Source organism: Rhodococcus sp. YL-1 (assembly GCF_001942025.1).
GTDB lineage: Bacteria > Actinomycetota > Actinomycetes > Mycobacteriales > Mycobacteriaceae > Rhodococcus_F > Rhodococcus_F qingshengii.
On record NZ_CP017299.1, the window covers coordinates 1,487,545 to 1,509,695 of the forward strand.

The following is a 22,151-nucleotide window of genomic DNA, read 5'->3' on the forward strand; positions in this document are numbered from 1 at the left end:
GCGCGATAACCACTAGCGTGGCCGGTATGTCGACTTCCCACTCGGATCGCCCTGTGCGTCCCGTTGCCCTGGTGACCGGACCCACCTCTGGTCTCGGCGCCGGTTTCGCCAAGAAATACGCCTCCCTCGGATACGACCTGGTTCTCGTCGCACGTGACGAGGTCAGATTGCACGACCTCGCGTCCGAGTTGAAGACGATGTTCGGCACCGAGTCGGAGATTCTGGTTGCCGATCTCGCATCGGAGGCCGGACGCGACACGGTCGCGCTTCGTTTGGAGAAGGGCGTCGAGGTGTTGGTGAACAACGCCGGATTCGGTACCTCCGGCGAGTTCTGGACCGCCGATCCGGCGCTCCTTCAGTCTCAACTCGACGTCAACGTCACCGCCGTGATGCGGCTGACCCGTGCGGCGCTGCCCAGCATGATCGCGTCGGCGCACGGAACGATTGTCAACGTGGCGAGCGTCGCGGGCCTGCTGTCCGGGCGGGGTTCGACGTATTCGGCAAGCAAGGCCTATGTCATCTCGTTCACCGAAGGGCTGTCCGGCGGGTTGGCCGGGACGGGAGTGCGCGTGCAGGCGCTGTGCCCGGGCTTCATTCGCACCGAGTTCCACGAGCGCGCGGGCATCGAGATGTCCACGATCCCCAAGCCGATGTGGCTGAGCGTCGACCAGGTGGTTGCGGCGTCGATGAAGGATCTCGGTGACGACAAGGTCATCAGTATTCCGGGATTCCAGTACAAGGTCCTCACGACGGCCGGGCGTCGCGTTCCCAAGGGGCTGGTTCGCCGGCTGACCAACATCGTCGGACGAGGCCGCGGGCGGACGTAGCCCAGAGGCGGAAGCCGGACGTAGCCCAGAGGCAGAAGCCGAACACAAGGCAGTGGTCGGTAGGCTGAGCACTCATGAGCGATCGTGAGGATTTGGCTGCGCTGGTGCGCGAATTGGCTGTTGTACACGGAAAGGTGACGTTGTCCTCGGGCAAGGAAGCCGATTACTACGTCGACCTTCGCCGCGCGACACTTCACCACAAGGCAGCGCCGCTGATCGGCTCGCTGCTGCGTGAACTGGTCGCGGACTGGGATTTCGACGCCGTCGGCGGTTTGACGATGGGCGCCGATCCGGTCGCTATGGCAGTGATGCACGCTCCCGGCCGACCGATCGATGCGTTTGTCGTCCGCAAGGCCGCGAAGGCCCACGGGATGCAGCGCCAGATCGAGGGCCCGGACATCGTCGGCAAGCGTGTCCTGGTTGTCGAGGACACGACCACGACGGGCAATTCGCCGTTGACAGCAGTGAAGGCCCTGCGCGAGGCAGGGGCCACCGTGGTCGGAGTCGCTACGGTCGTCGATCGCGCGACGGGTGCGGATGCGGTGATCGGTGCCGAGGGCGTCGAGTACCGCTCGCTGCTGGGCCTGGAAGATCTGAACCTGAGCTGACGCCCCGTGAGTGGTTGAGTCCCTGCGCTCCTCAACCACTCACAGGGGTCAGTCGCCTACGGTGACGGCGAGTGCTTCGTCGACGCTGTGCGGCGCGGGATCGTGGTCGTCGACGTGAGCGAGAACCTTACGTCCGCTCGACAGGACGAATACGGCGGCGAGGGTGAGCACCGCGCCGACCCAGAACGGCATGTGGACGTTGGATTCGCCGAGCTTGCCGGCTACCCACGGAGCAGCGGCGCCGCCGACGAATCGAACGAAGCTGTAAGCAGCCGAGGCGGTCGACCGCTCCACGGGAGCTGAGATCATGACGGTTTCGGTGATGAGTGTGTTGTTCACGCCGAGGAACAAACCGGCGAGGACGACACCGACGATCAAGACGATCTTGTTCTCGGTGAACAGCGCCATCATGCCCAGGTCGAGTGCGAACAGGGTCAGTGCCAGCATCATCATCGGCAGGGTGCCGAAGCGTCGTTGCAGGCGAGGGGCGAGGAAAACCGACGAGATCGCCAGCATCAGGCCCCAACCGAAGAAGATGAATCCGATCGGGTACGCCCCCATGTCGAGGGGGGAACGGCGTGTACGCGAGCAGCGTGAAGAATCCGTAGTTGTAGAGCAGCGCGGTGATGGCAACGGTGAGTAGCCCGCGGTGCCGCAACGCCTGGAAGGGCGCAGCGATGGACGTGCGGTGTTCGGGCTTGGGTGCGCTCGGAAGCATCACCACGATGAGAATGAAGGCGACCGCCATCAGGGCTGCGACGCCAAAGAACGGTGCGCGCCAGCTGATGTCACCGAGAACTCCGCCGACCAGCGGTCCGACTGCGATACCGATGCCCAATGCAGCCTCGTACAGGATGATCGCCCGTGCCACGCCGCCGCTGGCCGCGCCGACGATTGCCGCGAGCGCCGTTGCGATGAACAGTGCATTGCCGAGTCCCCAGCCCGCACGGAATCCGACGATCTGGCCGATGGTGCTGGAAGCGCCTGCCAGAGAAGCGAACACGATGATGATGGCAAGGCCTGCAAGAAGTGTTTTCTTGGCGCCGATGCGGCTGGACACCACACCGGTGATGAGCATGGCCACGCCGGTGACGAGCATGTAGCTGGTGAACAGCAGCGAAACCTGCGACGGTGTGGCGTCGAGTTGTTCGCCGATCGGCTTGAGGATCGGATCGACCAATCCGATGCCCATGAAGGCGATGACGCTGGCAAAGGCTACCGCCCACACCGCTTTCGGTTGTTTCAGGAGGCTCGGCGGAGCCTCGTTCTGGTGCGTTGATGTCGCGGTCGTGTTGCTCACGGCCACCTCCTTTTTCAGTGGTGGGTGTTTCAGCTGGGATCGGAAGTCTTGATGATGGACCGCAATTCGGCCAATCCGTCGGCCAGTTTCTTGATCTGCTCAGGCCCGAGTTCGACGAAGTGGGGGACTAGAGCGTCGGCGATCTCGTTTCGACCGTCGTTCAAGATCTTTCGGCCCTTGTCCGTCATGGCCACTCGAACTGCCCGGGCGTCTTCGGGGTCGGCGCGGCGTTCGACGTAACCGTTCTCGCCGAGTTTGCGCAGTAGTGCAGTGGCAGAGGGCTGCGAGCTTCTGTCGAGTCGAGCGAAGTCGCTGATCCGCATTTCGCCGTATTCCTCGAGTAACGAGAGTGCGCGCAGCCAGGCGCGTGGGTACTGATCGGACGCGAAGGAGCCTGCCAGCTTCGCGAAGCGGTGCGTATTGCTCACGAGGTCGACGAGTAGTTCGTGCAGTTGCTGTTCTTCGTCTGTCACGAAGAATATTATTGCATAGGTTAACTATGTAAATCAACGAGTCCGTGGAAGGTGGTCCGTCACGGCGGTGGCTACCAGCGACGGCACATCGAGGTCGGGTGCGACGAGTGCGAGGCTTCGATTTGCCGCCAGCACTGCGATGCCGTGGGTTCCGGTCCAGATGTTCAACGCAGATGTGGTGGGATCGGAGGCGTCGGCCTCTTCGGTCAGGGATTGCAGGGCGGCGAAGAGTGGGAGAGAAGACTCTCGGAGGTTGCTGCCTGCGCCCTCGAGGAGGTCGTGGCGAAACATCAACTCGAACATCGCCGGTCGCTCCTGGGCGAATGACACGTATTCGATTGCTGCCGAGATCAATCGGCTACGAGCGGATTGTTTGCCGGCGAGGACGGGATCGAGTCTGTCGGCGAGATCGCGCAGGCCGTGTGAGGCAATTGCGGCTAGCAGGCTGTTGTGGGTCGGAAAGTATCTCCGCGGGGCGCCGTGCGACACGCCCGCCCGACGCGCTATCTCCCGTAGCGTCAGTTCTGTGGCGCCGTCGGCATCGAGAATCTCGACGCCGGTGGCGACGAGTGTTTCGCGAAGGCTGCTGACAGTCATGGAAGACAGTGTCTACTATTCTTGTCGTAGACACTGTCTACTAGACGGAAAAGGTGATGCCCTGTGCTCTATTGGCTGTTCAAATACGTCCTGATCGGCCCGGTCCTCTGGCTGTTCGGGCGGCCGACGATCGAGGGTCAGCACCACATCCCCAAGAAAGGGCCGGTGATTCTCGCCGGCAACCATCGGGCAGTCGTCGACTCGTTCTTCCTGGTTCTCATGGTGCGCCGACGCATCACCTTCGTCGCGAAGAGTGAATATTTCACCGGGACCGGTGTGAAGGGCGCGATGCAGCGCTGGTTCTTCGGTGGGGCCGGTCAGGTGCCGATCGACCGTAGCGGCGCCGACGCCTCCCGTGCGGCGTTGGACACGGCCATCGGGATTCTCGACAAGGGTGGTGTCTGGGGGATCTACCCCGAGGGAACACGATCACCCGACGGTTGCCTGTACAAGGGAAAGACCGGAGCGATTCGAGTTGCCTTGGAAACCGGGGCGCCGGTCATTCCCGTCGTCGTACACGGCGGCGACGCAGTCAACCCGCCGGGTACGCGGATGTGGCGCTTCAGCAAGGTCCGGATCACGGTAGGGGAGCCGATCGACTTCTCTCGGTACCGCGAACTTCGTGGCTACCAGGCCGTCGTGCGTGCGGCGACGGACGAATTGATGGCAGTGCTCTGTGACCAGTCGGGGCAGGAATACGTCGATGTCTACGGCGCGGACGTCAAATCCGGCGATGCCGCCTGAGTGACCCAGTACGGTCGCTGTTGGACGTGTAACCAACAGGAGGATTGTGATGGCGGGCAAGTGGGGCATCGAGCACGCAGTTTTTGCGGCGGCGACGGCAGCGACAGTGGTCGGGGCAGTAGTCGGTAACGAGCGGGTTCAGCAGATCGCGAAGCCGTTGATCGCACCCGCTCTGGCCGCCCGAGTGCTGCGCAAGCGCTCGGAGACGGAAACTGCCGATACCGCACTGCTTCTGGCCGGTCTCGCCGCTGCAACTGTCGGCGACGTGTTCATGATCGACCCGGACAACGATGCTCGTCTGATCAAGGGCGCGTCCTCGTTCGCGGTGATGCAGGCCAGTTACTCGGCGCTCCTGCTGCGGCGCGGCGCTCGGCCGACCCGCGCTGCCCTGCGGCCCCGCATCAGCGGTTGGTCGACGGCGTCCGGACTGCTCCGTGCCAAGGCCCCGAGCGTGTCGACGCCGCTCACCGGATACGGATTGATGTTGGGAACCACCTCGACGTTGTCGGCGGACCCCGCTCTGGCACCGCAGTCCAAGGCCGTGCTCGACGTGGTCGTCCCGAACAAGGATCGACGCTCCTGGCTCGGATTGGGCGGAGTGCTCTTCACCGCATCCGACGGACTGATCGTGGTGCGTCGTCTGTTCATCCGCGGGACCGCCGGCCGCGCTGCTGCCGAGGGTGTGATCCTGGCGTCGTACGCGGGAGCGCAGCTGATGCTGGTGGAGGGCATGTTGGCGCTGGGGCGCAAGAAGAGCGTCTAGTCTTTCACGGGCACAGCATGATTCGGTCTCGGTTCTTCGGGTCCACCATGACGGTGACCGTGGATCCGGGAGTGATCTTGTCTTTGTACTCGGGTCGGATCTCGTACTCGATCCGGCCCGAGTACGAATCGGAACCTGGAACCGTGAGGTGGAGTGCGAGCTTGGCCAATTCGCCGTCGACGGTTCGGCGCAGGGGTGTGACGGTGTCGATTCGTGCCCACCCTTCGAGGCCGTGCTTTTCGAGTTTGCGCTCGGCGCGGGTCGGGCGGTTGGCCCATGCCATTCCGAATCCGAGAACCGAGCCGAAAGCGGCGAGCAGCCCGCCGATCTGATAGGGCAGCGTGCCAGGCGGAGTGTGCTCGACCAGCCATCCGAGCCACACGGCGAGCACGATCAGATACCCCACCGCGATGAAACACACGGTGTGTACGACGCGACGGTGATTCATCAGATTTCCTCCACATCCAGGATAGCCTGACCGGATGAGCGAACCGAACGTCTTCATCACCGGTGCTGCGGCTGGAATCGGGCGGGAGACGTCGCTGTTGTTCGCGCGCAACGGATACCGCGTCGGCGCGTTCGACATCGACGACGCCGGCCTTGCCTCCCTGAAGGCCGAGATCGACGGTTTCGGCGGCAGTGTCGTGACGGGTGTCCTGGATGTCACCGATCCGGCGGGATGGGCGCAGCGTCTGGCCGATTTTGCCGGGGAGTCCGGGCGTCTGGACATCCTGATCAACAATGCGGGCGTGCTCTCGTCGGGACGGTTCGAGGATATTTCTCTTGCGGCGCATCGCCGAATGGTCGACATCAACATCACCGGCACCCTCAACGGCACGCACACGGCTTTCCCGTACCTCCGCGATACCGTCGGCGCCCAGGTGGTCAATCTGTGCTCCGCTTCGGCGATCTACGGCCAGCCCGAACTGGCGACGTACGGTGCAACCAAGTTCGCGATCCGCGGCCTGACCGAGGCGCTCGATCTGGAATGGGCACAGCACGACATCCGTGTTCTCGCGCTCTGGCCGTTGTTCGTCCAGACCGCGATGGTCACTGGAATGGACACCGGAGCCACCAGATCGTTGGGTATCAAGCTGACTGCAACCGACGTCGCGCAGGAACTGTGGGCGGCCACACGCGGCGCCGGACGGATGCACAAGGTTCACTACCCGGTCGGAACTCAGGCGAAGCTCTTCCTCAGCGCGTCGCGGTTCTCGCCCGCGTGGCTCTCACGGCTGATGAACAAGCGCGTCACCAGCACTTAGTCGACCGCACGATAGAGTGCACTGTCGGCTGTTGCTGGGCCAAGATGACGTGTGTGGAGGTAGTCGGGTGGTTCGTGTTCGGGTGGGGTTCGTCTTGTTGGGCGTCGGGTCGGCGCTCGTGCTCGCAGGGTGCAGCGGGGAGGCGGATTCAGCGCCGACCGTAGCGGCGCAGCCCAGTTCGTCCACCACTACCGCAGTGCCGACGACAACCACCACCGTCGCGCCCGTCGTCCCCACGACCACCGAACCACCGACCACGACGCTGCCACCGACGACGACACTCACGGACGTGCAGTTCGAGCGCAACGAGTCGTACTACTTCACCACTCCCGACGGAAACTTCCAGTGCGGCATCATCAAGTTGCCCACCAGAATCGAAGCCGGGTGCGAGGGAACGACCACTCCCGTTCCGCCGCGGCCGGAGAGCTGCATGGTCAACTGGGGCAACGGTATTCGCGTCACCGACGAGGGTGAGGGTGCTTTCATGTGTTCGGGCGGAGAGGTGTACACCTCTGGCGGCCCCGACGCCGATCCGGTGTTGGCGGCCGGTCAACCGCTGAGCAAACTGGGTTTCACCTGTACGACCACCGCGACAGACGTCTCGTGTGTCAACGATCAGACCACGCACGGCTTCACCGTGGCTGCAGATTCCAACGAGGTGTTCTGATGACCGAAGTCGCAGCCGACGACGTGTCCGGCGGAGCCGGTGAACCGGGACCCACCGAGTGGGGCGAGAATCCCAACGGCGTCGGACCCTGGGCCGAGGAGCACGACACGGAACCGCCGACCGACGAGCGCTACGACCCGGTACTTCTGGCCGAGGGTGATCGTCGAAACGTCTTGGACGAGTATCGGTACTGGACGCGGGAAGCGATCGTCGAGGACATCGACTCGCGCCGTCACACGATGCATGTCGCCATCGAGAACTTCGCGCACGACGCCAACATCGGCACGGTGGTCCGCACGGCCAACGCGTTTGCCGCGGCCGCGGTCCACATCGTGGGGCGTCGGCGCTGGAATCGGCGGGGCGCCATGGTGACCGATCGATACCAACACATCGTTCACCATGCAGACATCGGCGAACTCGTCGAGTACGCCCGTGAGAATTCACTCACGATCGTGGCCGTCGACAACACCCCGGGGTCGGTGCCGCTGGAAACGGCAAGCCTGCCGCGGGAGTGCATCCTGCTGTTCGGTCAAGAAGGCCCCGGAGTGACCGATCATGCGAAAGAGGTTGCGTCCATGACGGTCTCGATCGCACAATTCGGTTCGACTCGCAGCATCAACGCCGGTGTCGCGGCCGGCATCGCGATGCACGCGTGGGTACGTGAGCATGCCGATCTCGCCGATTCCCGCTGATCTCGCTCGCGAATTCCGGCTAGCGTGTAGCGCCTCGACCAGACAGGATAGGTAGTTATGCAGGAAGTGTGGGCAGAGCGGGCCGATGCGGCTGAGGGCGCGATAGTCAGTCGTCACCTTCGGCGCCTGTGGGGAATGCCCCGGACAGCACTCGGCGTGGTTGCTTGGCCTGCTGTTCGACGCGAGCGGATGTTCAAGCCGTGGCACTACTGGTGGCAAGCACACCTGCTTGATACTGCGATCGACGCACTCGAACGTGACCCGACCCCCAAGCGTCGTCGCCGGGTCGCGAAGGTTGCCCGCAGTGTGCGGGTCCGCAACGTCTCGGCGTGGACCAACAACTACTACGACGACATGGCGTGGCTGGGCCTCTCGCTCGAACGTGCGCAACGCATGTTCTCGGTCGATCACCGAACCGCGGTTCAGGCGCTCGAATCGCAACTCTTCGATTCGTGGTCCCCGGCCGACGGCGGCGGTATTCCGTGGTGCAAAGGCTCCGATTTCTACAACACACCGGCAAACGGACCCGCCGGAATCATGCTGGCGCGCACCGGAAAACTCTGGCGTGCGCAGGCAACGGCCGACTGGATCGACGAGACACTGCGGGATCCGGACTCCGGACTGATCTTCGACGGTATCCGCCGCGACGGCACCCTCGAGCGCGCGATCTATTCGTACTGTCAGGGCGTCACGCTGGGGTTGGAAACCGAGTTGTCGACACGATTGGGCGAACCGCGCCACCGCGAGCGAGTCCACAAACTCGTCGACGCCGTGTACGACGGCATGACCGAGTACGGAGTCATCACGGGCGGTGGCGGAGGCGACGGCGGACTGTTCAACGCAATCCTGGCTCGCTACCTCGCGTTCGTGGTGGTGAACCTGTCCTGGGAGACTCACGAGGACCTGCGAGCGCGCGAACTCGCAGCGCAGATCGTTCTGTCCTCCGCGGAAGCGGCCTGGAACAACAGACTGCAGATCGAAGGTCTGCCGCTGTTCGGGCACGACTGGACCAAGGATGCTCAATTGCCGAGTCTGTCCGGCGACATCGCCACCTTCGCCGCCGGAACCGTGCGCTCGTCGAGCGTGCCCGAGCGAGACCTCTCGGTGCAGGTAGGTGGGTGGATGCTCATGGAGGCGGCATTTGTCGTCTCGGCGGCTGGATACCCGCGTAAGCGTTAGGCTTTTCCCTCATGGAATCCGGGCACGCGGTCGACACGGACGGCGTACGTCTTCACATTGATGTCGGTGGGGCAGGGGCGGACGTTCTGGTTCTCTCCGGCGGCCCGGGATGCGTTCACTATCTTGCTCACGACGAGCTGGTTCCGGAAGGAATGCGCGCGTGGTGCCCTGAGCCACGCGGAGTCGGCCGGTCCGGTGGCGGCGCTCATACGATGGCGCAGGCCGTTGCGGACCTCGAACTCGTCCGACGCACGTTCGAGATCGACAGCTGGGTCGTGCTGGGGCACTCGTGGGGATCCGACTTGGCGGTGCGGTACGCACTCGACTGTCCGGAATCGGTGTCCGGCGTCGTCGGCATCGCGGGGCACGGCCTCCACAAGGACCGGACATGGTCGAAGCAGTACGAAGCGGGAATCGAGCCGGACCCGCAGATACCTTGGGAACCTGTTGTCTGGCAATCGCTTCAAGAATCGTTCATCGAATGGATCCATGAACCACAGCTGTTTCGGCAGTTGGCCGACTCACCAGTGCCCATGACATTTCTCGCGGCGGCCGACGACATTCGCCCGTCGTGGCCGTTGCAGCAACTGGCCGAGCTCGTGCCTAACGGTAGTTTCGAGGTCGTCGACGGTGTCGCGCACAACTTCTGGCAGTCTCACCCGCTCCTGTGGAGGAAGATCGTCACCGAGGCTTGTGCGGCGCACTCTCGGCTCTCCTGATTTCCACCAGGATCCGCTCCGCGACGGTCTGGTATCCCAGGCTCCGATTGACGGTCAGCATCGGGTGATTCTCCGCGTTCACCGTTGTGTAAATCTTTCGCAGGGAGGGAAATTCAGCTGCCAATACAGACGCTTGTTGCTCCTTGACCCACTGAGCGAGACCGTGCCCGCGGTGCTGGGGAAGTACCACGGTGTCGTGCTGCGATGCGTGGGTGCTGTCATGTTCGTCCACCGTCACCACTGTCGCTGCGGCTACTTCGCCGACGCTGTCGTCGACCGCGCAGCACACCAGGAGCACTTGAGAGCCGTCCGTCATCTTCTGTTCCCACGATCTGACCTCGTCGGCTCCCCAATTGCGTTCGGGCACCTGCAGTTCGGCGCCCGGCGCGTCGAGGAGTCGGTTCAATGCCTCCGAGAAGGAGTGGACCAGCTCGTCCGGGGTTCGGTTGCGCCAACTGACGATTCGATAGCCGGGGCGAGCGCTGTGTGCGGTGGGAGCACTGAGGTGCTGGACCTGGTTGGCCAACCGAAGCAACACGCGGTGACCGTCGAACGATCGCAGGAAATGCTCGGCTGCGCTTCCGACGAGCGCCGTCACTCTGATTCTTCGCACGCCGAACCCGGCGATGTCGACTTCGACGAGTTCGGCAAGCGCTCGTCCCACCCCTCGTCGCTGCGCGTGGGGTGTCACGCACATCCGAAACTCTGCGAGATCGGCTTCGGCCGAGTTGCGTCGTGCCTGGGCGATGCCGAGGACCTCGTCGGTGCCGGCGTCGCGTGCAATCCAACGCCGTACATCGGCCGAATTGTCTTCGGCCTCGATCATTTCCATCAGCGCAGTCGCTGTCGGCGCAGTCCCGGACAGGTGACGCTGGCCTTCGGCGAACACCTCACACCACTGATGAAGAACAGTTGCTGTCGCTCCGGACGGTACGAACTCGGCTACGACTACGCGGCTCACCCATGTGACGATACCGACCTGCCCACCCTGAGTTGGAATCACGCGAACCCTAACCCTGTCGGACTGCGGCGGCAGTTGCCAGCATTCAGGCATGTCTGATTCTCCGCGCCAACTGAGCCTCAACGCGTTCATCCACCCCGCCGGTCATCACGAAGCGGCGTGGCGTCATCCGTGGACAACCCCGGAACGTCTGTTCGACGTCACGTATTTCCAGGAGATCGCTCGCACTGCTGAGGCGGCGAAGTTCGACGGAATCTTCTTCGCCGACGGTCCCGCGTTGCGCAGCGACGTCGAGCACGGTCCCGCAGGGACATTGGAGCCGATCACCTTGTTGACGGCCATTGCAGTGGCGACCGAGCGAATCGGATTGATCGCGACGGCGTCGACCACGTACTACGAGCCGTACAACCTGGCTCGGCTGTTCGCCTCGCTCGACCACATCTCGAACGGACGCGCGGGGTGGAACATCGTCACCACGGGTACGGATCTGGCGGCAGCCAACTTCGGGCTGGCCAAGCACCCGGATCACGGGGACCGGTATTCGCGTGCACGGGAATTCGTCGACGCGGTGGTGCGGTTGTGGGACAGCTGGGAGGACGACGCGATCAGTCTGGACCGGGAGAACGGAATCTACGCGGACAGAAACAAGATTCACGAGATCAACTACGTCGGCCGGCATCTGCGGGTGCGGGGACCGTTCAACGCACCGCGAACTCCGCAGGGATACCCGGTGCTGGTGCAGGCCGGTGCGTCCAACGACGGTCGCGCGTTTGCCGGTCAGTATGCGGAGGCGATTTTCACAGCGCACCAGAGACTTTCCGATGCGCAGGCGTTCTACACCGACATCAAGTCGAGGGCTGCGCAGTTCGGGCGCAACTCCGATCATGTCAAGATTCTGCCGGGAATCAGCCCGTTCATCGGTGACACCGAGGAACAAGCCAAGGCGCTCGAGCGAGAATTCAACGAGTTGACTTCGCCGGAGTACGGGCTCGCGCAACTCGGTGCACTCACCGGGACCGATGTTCGGAATCTGGAATTGGATGCACCGGTTCCCGTCGAATTGTTCGCGGCGGCAGGTGATGTCACCGACAACAAGCAAAGTAGATTGCAGGTGATCGCCGGCATCGTCGAGCGTGAGCGTCCGACGGTTCGGGGACTGCTTCATCGTTTGGCGGGTGCGCGCGGGCACCGGGTGTTTGCCGGAACCGCCGAGCAGGTGGCTGACACGATCGAGGAATGGTTCACCAGCGGTGCTGCTGACGGCTTCAACGTCATGCCGCCGTACTACCCGGGTGGGCTCGAGATCTTCACCGAGCGTGTGGTCCCGATCCTGCAGGATCGCGGTCTTTTCCGGACTGAATACACGGGTACGACCCTTCGTGATCATTTCGGTTTGCCGAGGCCCGAGAGCCAGTTCTCGGGTAGTGCCTCTGCAGTGCAGTAGGCCCGCCCGCTGTTGTCGATAATGACAATGGTTACCATTAAGGAATGAAGCAGCTACCGGTAACCGTGCTGTCCGGATTTCTGGGCGCAGGCAAGACCACACTCCTCAACCACATTCTCGCCAATCGCGATGGCCGGAGGGTCGCCGTCATCGTCAACGACATGAGCGAGATCAACATCGACGCGGCCCTCGTCGCGGGCCAGGGTCATCTCGACCGCACGGAAGAGAAGTTGGTCGAGCTGACCAACGGATGCATCTGCTGCACGCTGCGTGAGGATCTGATCGACGCCGTCGGCGCCCTGGCCCGAGAGGGGCGATTCGATCAGTTGGTGATCGAGTCCACCGGCATCTCCGAACCGATGCCGGTGGCGGCCACCTTCGACTGGGAATTCGAGGACGGTTTCAGCCTCGGCTCGCTCGCGAAGCTCGACACCATGGTGACCGTGGTGGACGCGTCGACCTTCCTCGGCGAGCTGGCAAAAGGCGAACGACTGGACGAACGCAACCTCGAAGCAGGGGAGGGGGACGGACGCAGCATCTCCGATCTCCTGGTCGATCAGGTGGAGTTCGCCGACGTCATCTTGCTGAACAAAACCGACCTGGTGAGCCCGCGGGCGGCAGGAACCGTCGAGGCGACGCTTCGTAGGCTCAACCCCACCGCTCAACTGATTCGAACAGATCACGGCAAAGTCACCCTCGACCGTGTCCTCGAAACCGGTCTCTACAACCCGGAACTTGCTGCGCAGGTATCCGGTTGGGACGAGGAACTGGCCGGTGGGCACACCCCGGAAACCGAGGAATACGGAATACGCAGCGTCACATACCGCGCCTCGCGACCCTTTCATCCGGCGCGACTCGAGGCCGCGCTCGGTCAGTTCGCCGGACTCCTGCGGAGCAAGGGATTCTGCTGGATCGCCAGTCGGCCCGAGTTCGCCGCGATCTGGTCGCAGGCAGGCCCCAACCTCGTCATCGAACCGGCTCAACTGTGGGCGTCGGCGGCGGAGGTGCCAGGGCAGGAGATCGTGTTCATCGGAGTGAAACTGGACCCGGCGGCGCCGTCACGAATCCTCGATCCGGCTCTGCTGACCGATGACGAACTACGCGAAGGACCGCGGGCATGGACTCGCTACGAGGACCCGCTGCCGGCGTGGGACCAGGGACACCTGCACTGAGCAGTCAGCTTCTAGTCGAGGACTTCTTCGACCTCGACGTCTTCGGCCGGTCGGGCCATCTCCTTGCGGTACTGCCAGATTCCCAGCGCAGTACCGATGACCAAGCTGACCATCATCACGATCAGCACGGCGGGCAGCAACCACGGCACGCGATCGAGGAACGAGCCACCGTAGAAACCGAGTAGCAGGAGCACGGGCGCCCAGATGATCGCGCCGATGGTGCTCGCGATGGTGTAGCGCGTGTGGTTCATCTTGGCTGCGCCCGCGACCATCGGGCACAGGGTGCGCACCCACGGAACCCAGCGAGCAATCAGGACCGCCCAGAATCCGTGTTTTTCCAACAGGATGTTCACGCGGTGCAGGTTCTTCTCGGTGAAGTACTTGCCGCCCTTACGGGCTTTGATGTGATTGCCGGTCCGGTGGCCGATGACGTACCCGACCTGGTTGCCGGCAATGGCCGCGATCATCGCACCGACAGACAACGCCCACACGTGGCCCGCGCCGGATTCGTGGCCGGCGAGAACGATTCCGGCTGTGATCAGAAGCGAATCACCGGGGAGAAACAACCCGAGGATGATCGCGCACTCGATGAAGACGAACGTGACGACGATGATCCAGACCAACAGAGGCCCGGCAGTCTCGAGCGGGGAGAAACTGCCGGATGCGAGCGTCATCGTCGTCAGTTCTTCGCCTCGTTCTGCAATCAGGGGGTGGGGTCTTCGGGGACTGTCACCGTCGAATTGTCCGTAGTGGAAGTATTCGCCGTTTCACCACGTCTCGACGCCAGAATTCGCTTCCCGATTTCGAAGACGATCGGCAGAACCGACACCAGGACGATCAAGATGAAGATGTAGTCGACATTGTCGCGGATGAATTCGATCTGCCCCAGGAGGTAGCCGAGCAAAGTCACGCCGGCACCCCACAGGATGCCGCCGACGATGTTGTACGTCAGGAACAGTGAGTACTTCATCTTCGAAGCGCCGGCGACAACCGGAGCAAAAGTACGCACGATCGGCACGAACCGAGCCAGGATAATGGTGATCGGGCCGTGCTTTTCGAAGAAGGCGTGTGACTCGTCGATGTACTTCTTCTTGAAGAACCGCGCGTCGTCCGTCTTGAACAGGGCAGTTCCGCCCTTGGCGCCGATGTAGAACCCGACTTGGTCACCCAGAATCGCGGCGATCGGAATGGTCACCAGGAGCACCCACAGCGGCGCGAACGGTTCGATCTCGGTGGACTTGGACGCCGCGATCAGCCCTGCGGTGAAGAGGAGCGAATCGCCGGGCAAGAGCGGAAACAGCAGGCCTGATTCGATGAAGACCACCAGAAGCAATCCCACCAGAACCCACGTTCCGAAGGAATTCAAGAGGTTCACGGGATCGAGGAAGCCGGGCAGCAAGGCCAGGTTCGTCACGGATTCAGTTGCTGCCTGCACATTCACGGTGGCCAGAGTACCGGCCGAATCTGAGTGTTTCCCACCACCGCAGGTCATCGCGTCGGTGGCGGCGGGCCGAGACCGCAAAGAGACGTGACGAGTCGGACTTGCCATACTGCTAGGACCACACGAAGCGCTTTCACATCGCCGAGCGCTCCGAACGACACGTATATGGAGGACTCCCGCCGTGCCTATCGCAACTCCCGAGGTCTATGCCGAGATGCTTGGTCGGGCCAAGGAGCATTCCTTTGCCTTCCCCGCCATCAACTGTGTCGGCTCCGAATCCATCAACGCAGCCATCAAGGGCTTCGCGGACGCCGGCAGTGACGGCATCATCCAGTTCTCGACGGGCGGCGCCGAGTTCGGTTCCGGTTTGGGCGTCAAGGACATGGTCACCGGCGCTGTTGCGCTCGCCGAGTTCGCACACGTGATCGCGGCAAAGTACGACGTCACCATCGCGCTGCACACCGATCACTGCCCGAAGGACAAGCTGGACACCTACGTGCGTCCGCTGCTCGCGATCTCGCAGGAGCGCGTCGACGCCGGTCGTAACCCGCTGTTCCAGTCGCACATGTGGGACGGCTCGGCTATCCCGATCGACGAGAACCTGGCCATCGCCAAGGAACTGCTCGCCCTCTCGAAGGCTGCACGCATCATCCTCGAGGTCGAGATCGGTGTCGTCGGCGGCGAAGAAGACGGCGTCGAAGCCGAGATCAACGACAAGCTCTACACCTCGAGCGAAGACTTCGAGAAGACGGTCGATGCTCTGGGCATCGGCGAACAGGGCAAGTACCTCCTTGCCGCCACCTTCGGCAACGTCCACGGCGTCTACAAGCCGGGCAACGTCAAGCTCAAGCCCGAGGTTCTCGAAGAGGGCCAGAAGGTCGCCGCTGCCAAGCTCGGCCTGGCTTCCGGTTCGCAGCCCTTCGACTTCGTCTTCCACGGTGGATCGGGATCGTTGAAGTCGGAGATCGAGGACTCGCTGAACTTCGGCGTCGTCAAGATGAACGTCGACACCGACACCCAGTACGCGTTCTCCCGTCCGATCGCCGGACACTTCTTCACCAACTACGACGGCGTCCTCAAGGTCGACGGCGAGGTCGGAAACAAAAAGGCATACGACCCGCGCAGCTACCTCAAGAAGGCCGAAGCCGGCATGACGGCTCGCGTCGTCGAGGCGTGCAACGACCTGAAGTCGGCCGGACGCTCGGTGTCGGCAGGCTGATCGGTTTCACAACTGCGCTTCACAGAACAAAATGCGCGCCGGCGAAATTCTCGCCGGCGCGCATTTTCTGTTCAGGTACCTACTTGCTGGGATCGCAGACCTTCCACGTGCCGTCCTGGCGCTCGAGGTCGAACGTGCGCCACGACTGCTCGCCCGTGCTCGGCAAACTCGCCTGGACCTGAGCGATCGCGGTGTCGTCGGTGATGCGCACCGCGTCGACGGCTCCGACCTGCGGGATCGTCTTCTGCGCGACGGCATTGTCGTGGACCTGCGCGAACGCTGCGTCGGGAATGGTGCGGTAGTACTCGCCCAACGCCCCACAGGTCGACGTTCGCAGCGTTGCCAGATCGCCGGTCTGCAGAGCGTCGACATACGTCGAGATGGCGGTCTGGACCTGAGCTTCGGGTGAGCTTTCACCGCTACCGCTGTTGGACGAGACGAATACGGCGACGCCGATCGCCGCGAGGACGGCGACGCCGGCCGCTGCTGCCGCGATGTACCAGCCCTTGCCGCTGCGCTTGGTCTTCTCCGGCGCGGCGGGCTCGATGCGAGTCGGCATCGGCTGAGCCGGCGGTGGGGTCGCTGCGACACCCACACGTTGAGGCGCGGCGCGCTGCTGCGGTGGTGGTGGGATCGGAGCCTGCCGGGGTGGTGGTGTCGGCTGCGTGGCTTTCGGAATCGCGACGGTGGCGGGCTCCGGCTTGGGCTGGGGTGTCGGTGCTGCTGTGGGTGCCTGAGTTGCCTTGGGGATCGCGACGGTTGGTGCGCTGGCAGCTTTGGCGTCGCCGTCCGCTTTCGAGGCCTTGTCTGTCTTCTGGATCGCCACAGTCGCAGGTTCGGTCGGGGCCGACTTCTCGGGCGCACCCTTCGGTGCTGCGCTCTTTTTCGAGTTGTCGTCTTTCGAGTCCGGCACGGGTAACCCTTCGGTCTTATGCAGCAATGACCATGTCAGGGTAACGACCGGTATGTAGCCTGCATAACTCCGACCGTCGGCGAGGCGGTCCTGTGGCAGAAAGGCGTAGCGGGCACAATGAGCGCATGACCCAATTCGGTGACCTGCTCGGACCCAAGCCCACTCTGCTTCCCGGCGACGACGACGCGGAATCGGCACTGCTCAACCACGCTGAACCGGCCCAGGTAGCGGCCGACCACCCCACTGCCTCCATTGCGTGGGCCTACCTGGCCGAGGCTGCACTGGACAAGGGCGAAACCATCACGGCCTACGCCTACGCGCGTACCGGATACCACCGCGGACTCGACCAACTGCGTCGCAACGGTTGGAAGGGTTTCGGTCCCGTGCCCTACAGCCATGAACCGAACCGTGGTTTCCTGCGTTGCGTCGCAGTCCTGGCCAAGGCCGCGAAGACGATCGGTGAAGCCGACGAGTACGCGCGTTGCCTCGATCTGCTCGAAGACTGCGATCCCAACGCCGCCGAAGCGCTTGGCCTCGGTTAGCAGTTTCCGTCCGAGCCGGGCCGGCATCAAGGACCGGGCTCGCAAATCGGTGCGTCGACTTCAGACGTCGGCGCTACCGATCATTCAATGTGCCTTGGCGGCCGGATTGGCGTGGTGGGTTGCCACCACGGTGATCGGGCACCACGCGCCGTTCTTCGCGCCGATTGCCGCTGTGGTCTCGCTCGGTCTGTCGTTGGGTGCACGACTACGACGCTCGTTCGAGTTGGTTGCGGGAGTCACGGTCGGTATCGGAATCGGTGATCTGATCATCTCCGGTATCGGGAGCGGACCGTGGCAGATCAGTTTGGTTGTCGTGCTGGCGATGTCCGTCGCGGTGCTACTGAACAGCGGGCCGATCTTCTCCATGCAGGCGGGAAACTCGGCTGTGCTGGTGGCGACGCTGATCCCGCCGGGCGGCAGCGGCGGTCCCGATCGCATGATCGATGCACTTGTCGGTGGCCTGGTGGGTATCGCGGTGGTCGCGATCATCCCCACCCACCCGGTACGACGCGCGCGCAAGGATGCCGCATCGATCCTCGGAACCGCTTCCGAGGTACTGCAATTGGTGGCAGACGGCCTCGTCGCGAATGACCCGGACCCGATCGTGAAGGCACTGCAGAAGGCGCGCGCAACTCAGGGTGCCATCGACGGGTTGCGCAGTAACCTTCTCGGCGGGCGCGAGATCAGCCGAATCTCCCCGCTGTACTGGAACAGTCGGCCTCGCCTCGAAAGGCTCATGGCGACAGCCGATCCCATCGACAACGCGATGCGCAACATTCGAGTGCTCGCGCGTCGTTCGTTGACGTTGGTCAGGGACGACGAGATCCTCGATCCGCGTCTGGTGGCTCAGGTCGAGCGCTTGTCGAAAGCCGTCGAAGTTCTCGAGGACATGATCCTGGCGGAGCCGGGGGAGCAGCCTGATCAGGCCGAAGCAGCGCGCGTCCTGCGCTCGGTCGCGAAGGAACTGAAACCGGCGATAGTGGAGAACGCGGGCTTGTCCTCGACGGTGGTGTTCGCCCAGATTCGATCGCTGGTCGTCGACCTGTTGCAGGTCGCGGGCATGAAGCGAATCTCGTCGATCGCCACTCTGCCGCCCACCGTGCCTCATCCCGCCTACGAGCCGGATCACTGACCTCTGCCGTTTCCCGCTCACTGAGCAACTCATTGTATGTATGCGAATGTATGCATATGCTCTGAGAAGGACTTGGGAGGGAACAGGACAAATGGGAGCAGGGCACGGTCATTCACATGGCCACTCGGCAGCAGATTCGGTCGGCGTAGGACCGTCACCGCAACGCATCAGAAAAATGGCGATCGCGCTTGCGATCCTCGTTGCGTTCCTCGTACTGGAGGCCACGGTCGGCATCCTGATCAACTCGTTGGCTCTGCTTGCCGACGCCGGTCACATGCTCACAGACGTGGTGGGTATGGCCATGGGACTGACGGCGCTGCTGCTCGCGAAGAGGGGCAGCACCACCGCGGCCAGGACCTTCGGTTGGCACCGCGCCGAAGTGCTGACCGCCATGGCCAATGCGGTGATGCTGCTGGCCGTCGCCGCCTGGGTCTTCTACGAGGCAATCGGCCGCATCGGTAACGAACCCGAGATCCCGGGCGGCGCCCTGATCATCACGGCGGCCGCCGGCCTGGCCGCGAACATCGTCGTGATGCTGATGCTGCGCGGCGATTCCAAGGACAGCCTGGCCGTGCGTGGCGCCTACCTCGAAGTGCTTGCCGACGCCGTCGGTAGCGTCGGCGTTCTGATCGCCGGTGGCCTTGTCCTGCTGTTCAACTGGACGTGGGCAGACGTCGTCGTCGGTGTTCTCATCTCGCTGTGGGTGGTGCCGCGTGCGATCAAACTGGCCGCAGCATCGCTGCGCATTCTGACGCAGGCGTCGCCGGCCGACGTCGACGTCGAAGCAGTCGAGGCCGACCTGGCGGCGCTGCCGAGCGTGATGGGTGTCCACGACCTACATGTCTGGACTCTCACCACCGGCATGGATGTCGCCACGGTCCACCTGACCAGTGACGCGAATTCGTCGAACGTTCTGGAATCCGCGCGCACCGTCCTCGAGAGTCACGGTCTTTCCCACGCCACCGTCCAGGTGGAATCGTGTGCCAACGGAGAGCACTGCGAGAAGAACGTCACTTGGTGAAGCGGGTGATATCTTTGCCCGGCTTCCAGAGGTCGACATACATGTGTTCGTCGTCGACAGTCGTGTGCACCACCTCGTCGATGTCGAGGACAAAGAGGTGCAGAGGCTTCGGAACCTCGTAGGTGTAGCTTGCGAGCACGGCTTCGAACTCGTCGCCGGTCACCTCGCGTGCGAGTCCGGCGATCTTCGCGTCACCGCCCTCCATGGTGTGCTCACCGGGATTGCTGTGGAGGGCGTAGCGCCCGTCACGGATGAGGTCCTTCGCCTTGAGTGCGCCGAACATCGAACCGAGCACCAGACGCCCGTCGAGGATTTCGACTTCGGTGCCGCTGACCCGTGGTGAACCGTCCTTGCGCAGCGTTGCGAGGACGTGATGCTTGTGGGCTTTGAATCGTGCTTGGACCGCGTCGGCAAGAGCGGGTACTTCTTCGGAGAACTGCTTCCAGGTGACCATGACGGTCATTGTGCACCCCTATTCCTGACAACTTCTGTCAGTGATTCTCGGTAATGTTCGGTCCATGAGATCCGCGCGGTTACTCCAACTCATGCTGCGTTTGCAGGGGAGTCGCGGCGTCGTCGCCGAGCAGTTGGCCGACGAGTTCGGTGTGTCAGTGCGGACGATCTACCGCGACGTGGCCTCGTTGTCGGCTGCCGGTGTGCCGATCTGGACCGAGAGCGGCCCTGGTGGTGGCATCCGTCTGCTCGACGGATGGCAGTCCAAGTTGTCCGGCATGACGGACGACGAGACGTCCGCACTCATGCTGTTGGGTGTGCCGTCCATCGCTGCAGATCTCGGGCGATCCGACGCCGTCGGTTCGGCGGGGGCCAAACTGCTCCGCTCCCTGCCCGGTCCCCTGCGCGAGAGTGCACGACTGTGGCAGGACCGCATTCTCGTGGACGTTCCGGGTTGGTTCGGCGGCGTCGACGACATCTCGGCGCTTCCGATCGTCACATCCGCTGTGCTGGACTCGCGTCGACTGCGCTTCGCCTATCGCGATCGCGAGCGGACGGTCGATCCGCTGGGTCTGGTCATCAAAGCCGGTGTTTGGTATCTGGTGGCGGGGATGAACGGACGTACGCTCTCGTTCCGGGTCGGCCGCATCAAAAACGCCGTCGTAGAGGATGATTCGTTCGCCCGCCCGGCGGATTTCGACCTGCCGTCGTGGTGGGCAGCGTCGATGGCCGAGTTCGACCGGTCGCTGCTTCGCTTCTACTGCCGGGTGCGGTTGTCGCCCGAGGGGAGGCGCAGGCTCCCCGATGTGGTGGGAGAGCTCGCCGCTGCCGTCGGAGTGGGGCCCGAGGACGACGACGGATGGGTCAGTGCCGAGCTGAAACTCGAGAGCGAAGATGTCGCGCTCTCCCAGTTGATCGGGCTGGGAGCCGACGTCGAGGTGCTCGAACCCTCGTCTTTGCGTGAAGGGATACGCACCGTGGCGGAGCAGATGGTGCTCCGCCACACTCGCAGTGACTAGGCCGTTGCAGAACGCTTTGCGAGCAGGCGAGTGATACCCAGTTGAGCGGCGACGATGACGGCGCCAACCACCAGACCCAGTGCCGCCGACGCAAGTGTGTTGACGATCCACGCCAGTACCCCGCCGACTCCGGCGATGTCACTGACTGCTTCTTCGCCGTGATGAACGGCGTCGTAGAGCGGGTGGAAGCCCAGTTCGTCGATGCCGACCAACAGGATGTGGCCACCGACCCACAGCATCGCGGCGGTACCCACCACCGAGAGCACCGACATCACGTGAGGCATGCCGCGAACGAGGCCTCGGCCGACCTTGTGGGTGAAGCCAGACGACGTCTCGGCGATCTTCAATCCGATGTCGTCCATCTTCACGATCAGTCCGACGACGCCGTAGACGACCACGGTGATGACGACCGCCACGACGGCAAGGATCACCAATCGGCTCCAGAAGCCTTCGCCTGCGATGGTGTTGAGTGCGATCACCATGATCTCGGCGGACAGGATCAGGTCGGTGCGGACGGCGCCCGAAACCACTGCTTCTTCGTCGCGAGGATGCTCGTCAGCGGCCTCGTGGTGGTCACCGTGGCCGAAGATTGCACCCCAGATCTTGTGAACCGCTTCGTAGCTGAGGTAACAGCCGCCGACCATCAACAGTGGCGTCAGCAGCCAGGGGAGGAACTGACTCAGCAGCAGGGCGATCGGAAGGATGATCAGCAGCTTGTTGCGCAGCGATCCGATGGCGATGCGCTTGATGATGGGCAACTCGCGTTCGGCTGCGAGCCCACGGACGTACTGCGGCGTGACGGCTGCGTCGTCGATGACCACGCCGGCCGCTTTGGCGGTCGCCTTACCGGTTGCGGCGGCAACGTCGTCGATCGAGGCGGCAGCCATGCGAGCCAGGGCTGCGACGTCGTCGAGCAGGGCGAAGAGTCCGCCGGCCATCACAGACCTCCAGTGGAATCAGTGGAAAAAGGTGGCCGGACCGAACCGGTGACGCAGTTACT

Annotated in this window: 25 protein-coding genes and 1 pseudogene; 16 read left to right on the plus strand and 10 right to left on the minus strand. The window is 63.4% G+C overall.

What is annotated here, in order from left to right; translation table 11 throughout:
• The first annotated feature begins 26 nt into the window (after positions 1-26).
• Positions 27-827 (plus strand): SDR family NAD(P)-dependent oxidoreductase, encoded by an 801-nt coding sequence (locus BH682_RS06955; protein WP_075832519.1) that lies wholly within the window; start codon positions 27-29, stop codon positions 825-827.
• Positions 828-901: 74 nt separating this feature from the next.
• Entirely contained in the window at positions 902-1,435 is a 534-nt protein-coding gene (gene pyrE / locus BH682_RS06960) for an orotate phosphoribosyltransferase (protein WP_003944385.1), read from the plus strand.
• Positions 1,436-1,483: 48 nt separating this feature from the next.
• Here the strand turns inward: pyrE and BH682_RS06965 are convergent.
• The 3 genes and pseudogenes from BH682_RS06965 to BH682_RS06975 all read right to left on the minus strand — a co-directional run bounded on the left by BH682_RS06965 (position 1,484) and on the right by BH682_RS06975 (position 3,805).
• Positions 1,484-2,741, minus strand: a pseudogene (locus BH682_RS06965) (MFS transporter).
• Between the two features lie 23 nt (positions 2,742-2,764).
• On the minus strand, positions 2,765-3,208 hold the full coding sequence (locus BH682_RS06970; protein WP_003944339.1) for a MarR family winged helix-turn-helix transcriptional regulator: 444 nt from the start codon (positions 3,206-3,208) through the stop codon (positions 2,765-2,767).
• 33 nt (positions 3,209-3,241) lie between these two features.
• Complete coding sequence (locus tag BH682_RS06975; protein ID WP_007726755.1) at positions 3,242-3,805, minus strand: TetR/AcrR family transcriptional regulator; 564 nt, start codon at positions 3,803-3,805, stop codon at positions 3,242-3,244.
• A 63-nt stretch (positions 3,806-3,868) separates the two neighbouring features.
• Between BH682_RS06975 and BH682_RS06980 the strand changes: the two genes are divergently transcribed.
• Entirely contained in the window at positions 3,869-4,549 is a 681-nt protein-coding gene (locus BH682_RS06980) for a lysophospholipid acyltransferase family protein (RefSeq protein ID WP_003944312.1), read from the plus strand.
• 49 nt (positions 4,550-4,598) lie between these two features.
• Positions 4,599-5,312 (plus strand): lysoplasmalogenase, encoded by a 714-nt coding sequence (locus BH682_RS06985; RefSeq protein ID WP_007726757.1) that lies wholly within the window; start codon positions 4,599-4,601, stop codon positions 5,310-5,312.
• A 4-nt stretch (positions 5,313-5,316) separates the two neighbouring features.
• Here BH682_RS06985 and BH682_RS06990 read toward each other — a convergent pair whose 3' ends face one another.
• Positions 5,317-5,760, minus strand: coding sequence for a hypothetical protein (locus BH682_RS06990; RefSeq protein WP_007726759.1), 444 nt, complete (start codon positions 5,758-5,760; stop codon positions 5,317-5,319).
• 34 nt (positions 5,761-5,794) lie between these two features.
• On the opposite strand from BH682_RS06990, the gene BH682_RS06995 reads away from it, so the two are divergent.
• The 5 genes from BH682_RS06995 to BH682_RS07015 all read left to right on the plus strand — a co-directional run bounded on the left by BH682_RS06995 (position 5,795) and on the right by BH682_RS07015 (position 9,834).
• Positions 5,795-6,577 carry an SDR family oxidoreductase gene (locus tag BH682_RS06995; protein ID WP_063314839.1) on the plus strand — a complete coding sequence of 261 codons (783 nt, stop codon included), beginning with the start codon at positions 5,795-5,797 and terminating at the stop codon, positions 6,575-6,577.
• Positions 6,578-6,644: 67 nt separating this feature from the next.
• Positions 6,645-7,244 (plus strand): DUF6636 domain-containing protein, encoded by a 600-nt coding sequence (locus BH682_RS07000; protein ID WP_003944380.1) that lies wholly within the window; start codon positions 6,645-6,647, stop codon positions 7,242-7,244.
• Entirely contained in the window at positions 7,244-7,936 is a 693-nt protein-coding gene (locus BH682_RS07005; protein ID WP_007726764.1) for a TrmH family RNA methyltransferase, read from the plus strand. Before BH682_RS07000 ends, BH682_RS07005 begins: the two co-directional genes overlap by 1 nt.
• Positions 7,937-7,993: 57 nt before the next feature.
• Positions 7,994-9,115, plus strand: coding sequence for a glycoside hydrolase family 76 protein (locus tag BH682_RS07010; protein WP_003944321.1), 1,122 nt, complete (start codon positions 7,994-7,996; stop codon positions 9,113-9,115).
• 11 nt (positions 9,116-9,126) lie between these two features.
• Positions 9,127-9,834, plus strand: a complete 708-nt coding sequence (locus BH682_RS07015) for an alpha/beta fold hydrolase (protein WP_047269488.1) — start codon at positions 9,127-9,129, stop codon at positions 9,832-9,834.
• On the opposite strand, the gene BH682_RS07020 is transcribed toward BH682_RS07015, so the two are convergent.
• Positions 9,797-10,795 (minus strand): GNAT family N-acetyltransferase, encoded by a 999-nt coding sequence (locus BH682_RS07020; RefSeq protein ID WP_223304624.1) that lies wholly within the window; start codon positions 10,793-10,795, stop codon positions 9,797-9,799. The two genes, BH682_RS07015 and BH682_RS07020, sit on opposite strands and share 38 nt — an antisense overlap.
• 91 nt (positions 10,796-10,886) lie before the next feature.
• Between BH682_RS07020 and BH682_RS07025 the strand changes: the two genes are divergently transcribed.
• Both BH682_RS07025 and BH682_RS07030 read left to right on the plus strand, forming a co-directional pair.
• The gene (locus BH682_RS07025) at positions 10,887-12,239 is read left to right on the plus strand and encodes an LLM class flavin-dependent oxidoreductase (RefSeq protein ID WP_075832523.1); all 1,353 of its coding nucleotides are present in this window, start codon (positions 10,887-10,889) and stop codon (positions 12,237-12,239) included.
• Positions 12,240-12,283: 44 nt separating this feature from the next.
• Positions 12,284-13,411 (plus strand): GTP-binding protein, encoded by a 1,128-nt coding sequence (locus BH682_RS07030; protein ID WP_075832524.1) that lies wholly within the window; start codon positions 12,284-12,286, stop codon positions 13,409-13,411.
• Positions 13,412-13,422: 11 nt separating this feature from the next.
• On the opposite strand, the gene BH682_RS07035 is transcribed toward BH682_RS07030, so the two are convergent.
• Positions 13,423-14,085: a DedA family protein gene (locus tag BH682_RS07035; protein ID WP_003944306.1), complete on the minus strand. Its 663-nt coding sequence runs from the start codon at positions 14,083-14,085 to the stop codon at positions 13,423-13,425.
• A gap of 29 nt (positions 14,086-14,114) precedes the next feature.
• Positions 14,115-14,852 (minus strand): VTT domain-containing protein, encoded by a 738-nt coding sequence (locus tag BH682_RS07040; RefSeq protein WP_003944390.1) that lies wholly within the window; start codon positions 14,850-14,852, stop codon positions 14,115-14,117.
• Between the two features lie 181 nt (positions 14,853-15,033).
• On the opposite strand from BH682_RS07040, the gene fbaA reads away from it, so the two are divergent.
• Positions 15,034-16,071 carry a class II fructose-bisphosphate aldolase gene (gene fbaA / locus BH682_RS07045; RefSeq protein WP_007726777.1) on the plus strand — a complete coding sequence of 346 codons (1,038 nt, stop codon included), beginning with the start codon at positions 15,034-15,036 and terminating at the stop codon, positions 16,069-16,071.
• 79 nt (positions 16,072-16,150) lie between these two features.
• On the opposite strand, the gene BH682_RS07050 is transcribed toward fbaA, so the two are convergent.
• A complete protein-coding gene (locus tag BH682_RS07050; RefSeq protein ID WP_075832526.1) occupies positions 16,151-16,984 on the minus strand; it encodes an Rv0361 family membrane protein in 834 nt (277 codons plus the stop codon).
• A 125-nt stretch (positions 16,985-17,109) separates the two neighbouring features.
• Here BH682_RS07050 and BH682_RS07055 point away from each other — a divergent pair, with 125 nt between their 5' ends.
• From BH682_RS07055 to BH682_RS07065, 3 genes are all read left to right on the plus strand, one after another.
• Positions 17,110-17,526 carry a DUF3151 domain-containing protein gene (locus tag BH682_RS07055; protein WP_007726781.1) on the plus strand — a complete coding sequence of 139 codons (417 nt, stop codon included), beginning with the start codon at positions 17,110-17,112 and terminating at the stop codon, positions 17,524-17,526.
• Positions 17,513-18,658: an FUSC family protein gene (locus BH682_RS07060; protein WP_003944297.1), complete on the plus strand. Its 1,146-nt coding sequence runs from the start codon at positions 17,513-17,515 to the stop codon at positions 18,656-18,658. The genes BH682_RS07055 and BH682_RS07060 overlap by 14 nt, the downstream gene beginning before the upstream one ends.
• Before the next feature lie 91 nt (positions 18,659-18,749).
• Positions 18,750-19,679, plus strand: a complete 930-nt coding sequence (locus BH682_RS07065) for a cation diffusion facilitator family transporter (RefSeq protein ID WP_007726784.1) — start codon at positions 18,750-18,752, stop codon at positions 19,677-19,679.
• Here BH682_RS07065 and BH682_RS07070 read toward each other — a convergent pair.
• Entirely contained in the window at positions 19,669-20,133 is a 465-nt protein-coding gene (locus BH682_RS07070; protein WP_047269507.1) for a pyridoxamine 5'-phosphate oxidase family protein, read from the minus strand. The genes BH682_RS07065 and BH682_RS07070 overlap by 11 nt on opposite strands.
• A gap of 64 nt (positions 20,134-20,197) precedes the next feature.
• Here BH682_RS07070 and BH682_RS07075 point away from each other — a divergent pair, with 64 nt between their 5' ends.
• Positions 20,198-21,151 (plus strand): helix-turn-helix transcriptional regulator, encoded by a 954-nt coding sequence (locus BH682_RS07075; protein WP_075832528.1) that lies wholly within the window; start codon positions 20,198-20,200, stop codon positions 21,149-21,151.
• On the opposite strand, the gene BH682_RS07080 is transcribed toward BH682_RS07075, so the two are convergent.
• Positions 21,148-22,089: a DUF808 domain-containing protein gene (locus BH682_RS07080; RefSeq protein ID WP_054826588.1), complete on the minus strand. Its 942-nt coding sequence runs from the start codon at positions 22,087-22,089 to the stop codon at positions 21,148-21,150. The two genes, BH682_RS07075 and BH682_RS07080, sit on opposite strands and share 4 nt — an antisense overlap.
• Positions 22,090-22,151: the final 62 nt, after the last annotated feature.

Bases quoted from the DNA above. Each gene is read 5' to 3' on its own strand.
- BH682_RS07065 (WP_007726784.1), top strand. From the start codon at position 18,750: ATGGGAGCAGGGCACGGTCATTCACATGGCCACTCGGCAGCAGATTCG.
- BH682_RS06995 (WP_063314839.1), top strand. From the start codon at position 5,795: ATGAGCGAACCGAACGTCTTCATCACCGGTGCTGCGGCTGGAATCGGG.
- BH682_RS07025 (WP_075832523.1), top strand. From the start codon at position 10,887: ATGTCTGATTCTCCGCGCCAACTGAGCCTCAACGCGTTCATCCACCCC.
- BH682_RS06990 (WP_007726759.1), bottom strand. From the start codon at position 5,760: ATGAATCACCGTCGCGTCGTACACACCGTGTGTTTCATCGCGGTGGGG.
- pyrE (WP_003944385.1), top strand. From the start codon at position 902: ATGAGCGATCGTGAGGATTTGGCTGCGCTGGTGCGCGAATTGGCTGTT.
- BH682_RS07075 (WP_075832528.1), top strand. From the start codon at position 20,198: ATGAGATCCGCGCGGTTACTCCAACTCATGCTGCGTTTGCAGGGGAGT.
- BH682_RS07010 (WP_003944321.1), top strand. From the start codon at position 7,994: ATGCAGGAAGTGTGGGCAGAGCGGGCCGATGCGGCTGAGGGCGCGATA.
- BH682_RS07080 (WP_054826588.1), bottom strand. From the start codon at position 22,089: ATGGCCGGCGGACTCTTCGCCCTGCTCGACGACGTCGCAGCCCTGGCT.
- BH682_RS07070 (WP_047269507.1), bottom strand. From the start codon at position 20,133: ATGGTCACCTGGAAGCAGTTCTCCGAAGAAGTACCCGCTCTTGCCGAC.
- BH682_RS07055 (WP_007726781.1), top strand. From the start codon at position 17,110: ATGACCCAATTCGGTGACCTGCTCGGACCCAAGCCCACTCTGCTTCCC.
- BH682_RS06955 (WP_075832519.1), top strand. From the start codon at position 27: ATGTCGACTTCCCACTCGGATCGCCCTGTGCGTCCCGTTGCCCTGGTG.
- BH682_RS07035 (WP_003944306.1), bottom strand. From the start codon at position 14,085: ATGACGCTCGCATCCGGCAGTTTCTCCCCGCTCGAGACTGCCGGGCCT.
- BH682_RS06985 (WP_007726757.1), top strand. From the start codon at position 4,599: ATGGCGGGCAAGTGGGGCATCGAGCACGCAGTTTTTGCGGCGGCGACG.
- BH682_RS07005 (WP_007726764.1), top strand. From the start codon at position 7,244: ATGACCGAAGTCGCAGCCGACGACGTGTCCGGCGGAGCCGGTGAACCG.
- BH682_RS06975 (WP_007726755.1), bottom strand. From the start codon at position 3,805: ATGACTGTCAGCAGCCTTCGCGAAACACTCGTCGCCACCGGCGTCGAG.
- BH682_RS07030 (WP_075832524.1), top strand. From the start codon at position 12,284: ATGAAGCAGCTACCGGTAACCGTGCTGTCCGGATTTCTGGGCGCAGGC.
- BH682_RS07015 (WP_047269488.1), top strand. From the start codon at position 9,127: ATGGAATCCGGGCACGCGGTCGACACGGACGGCGTACGTCTTCACATT.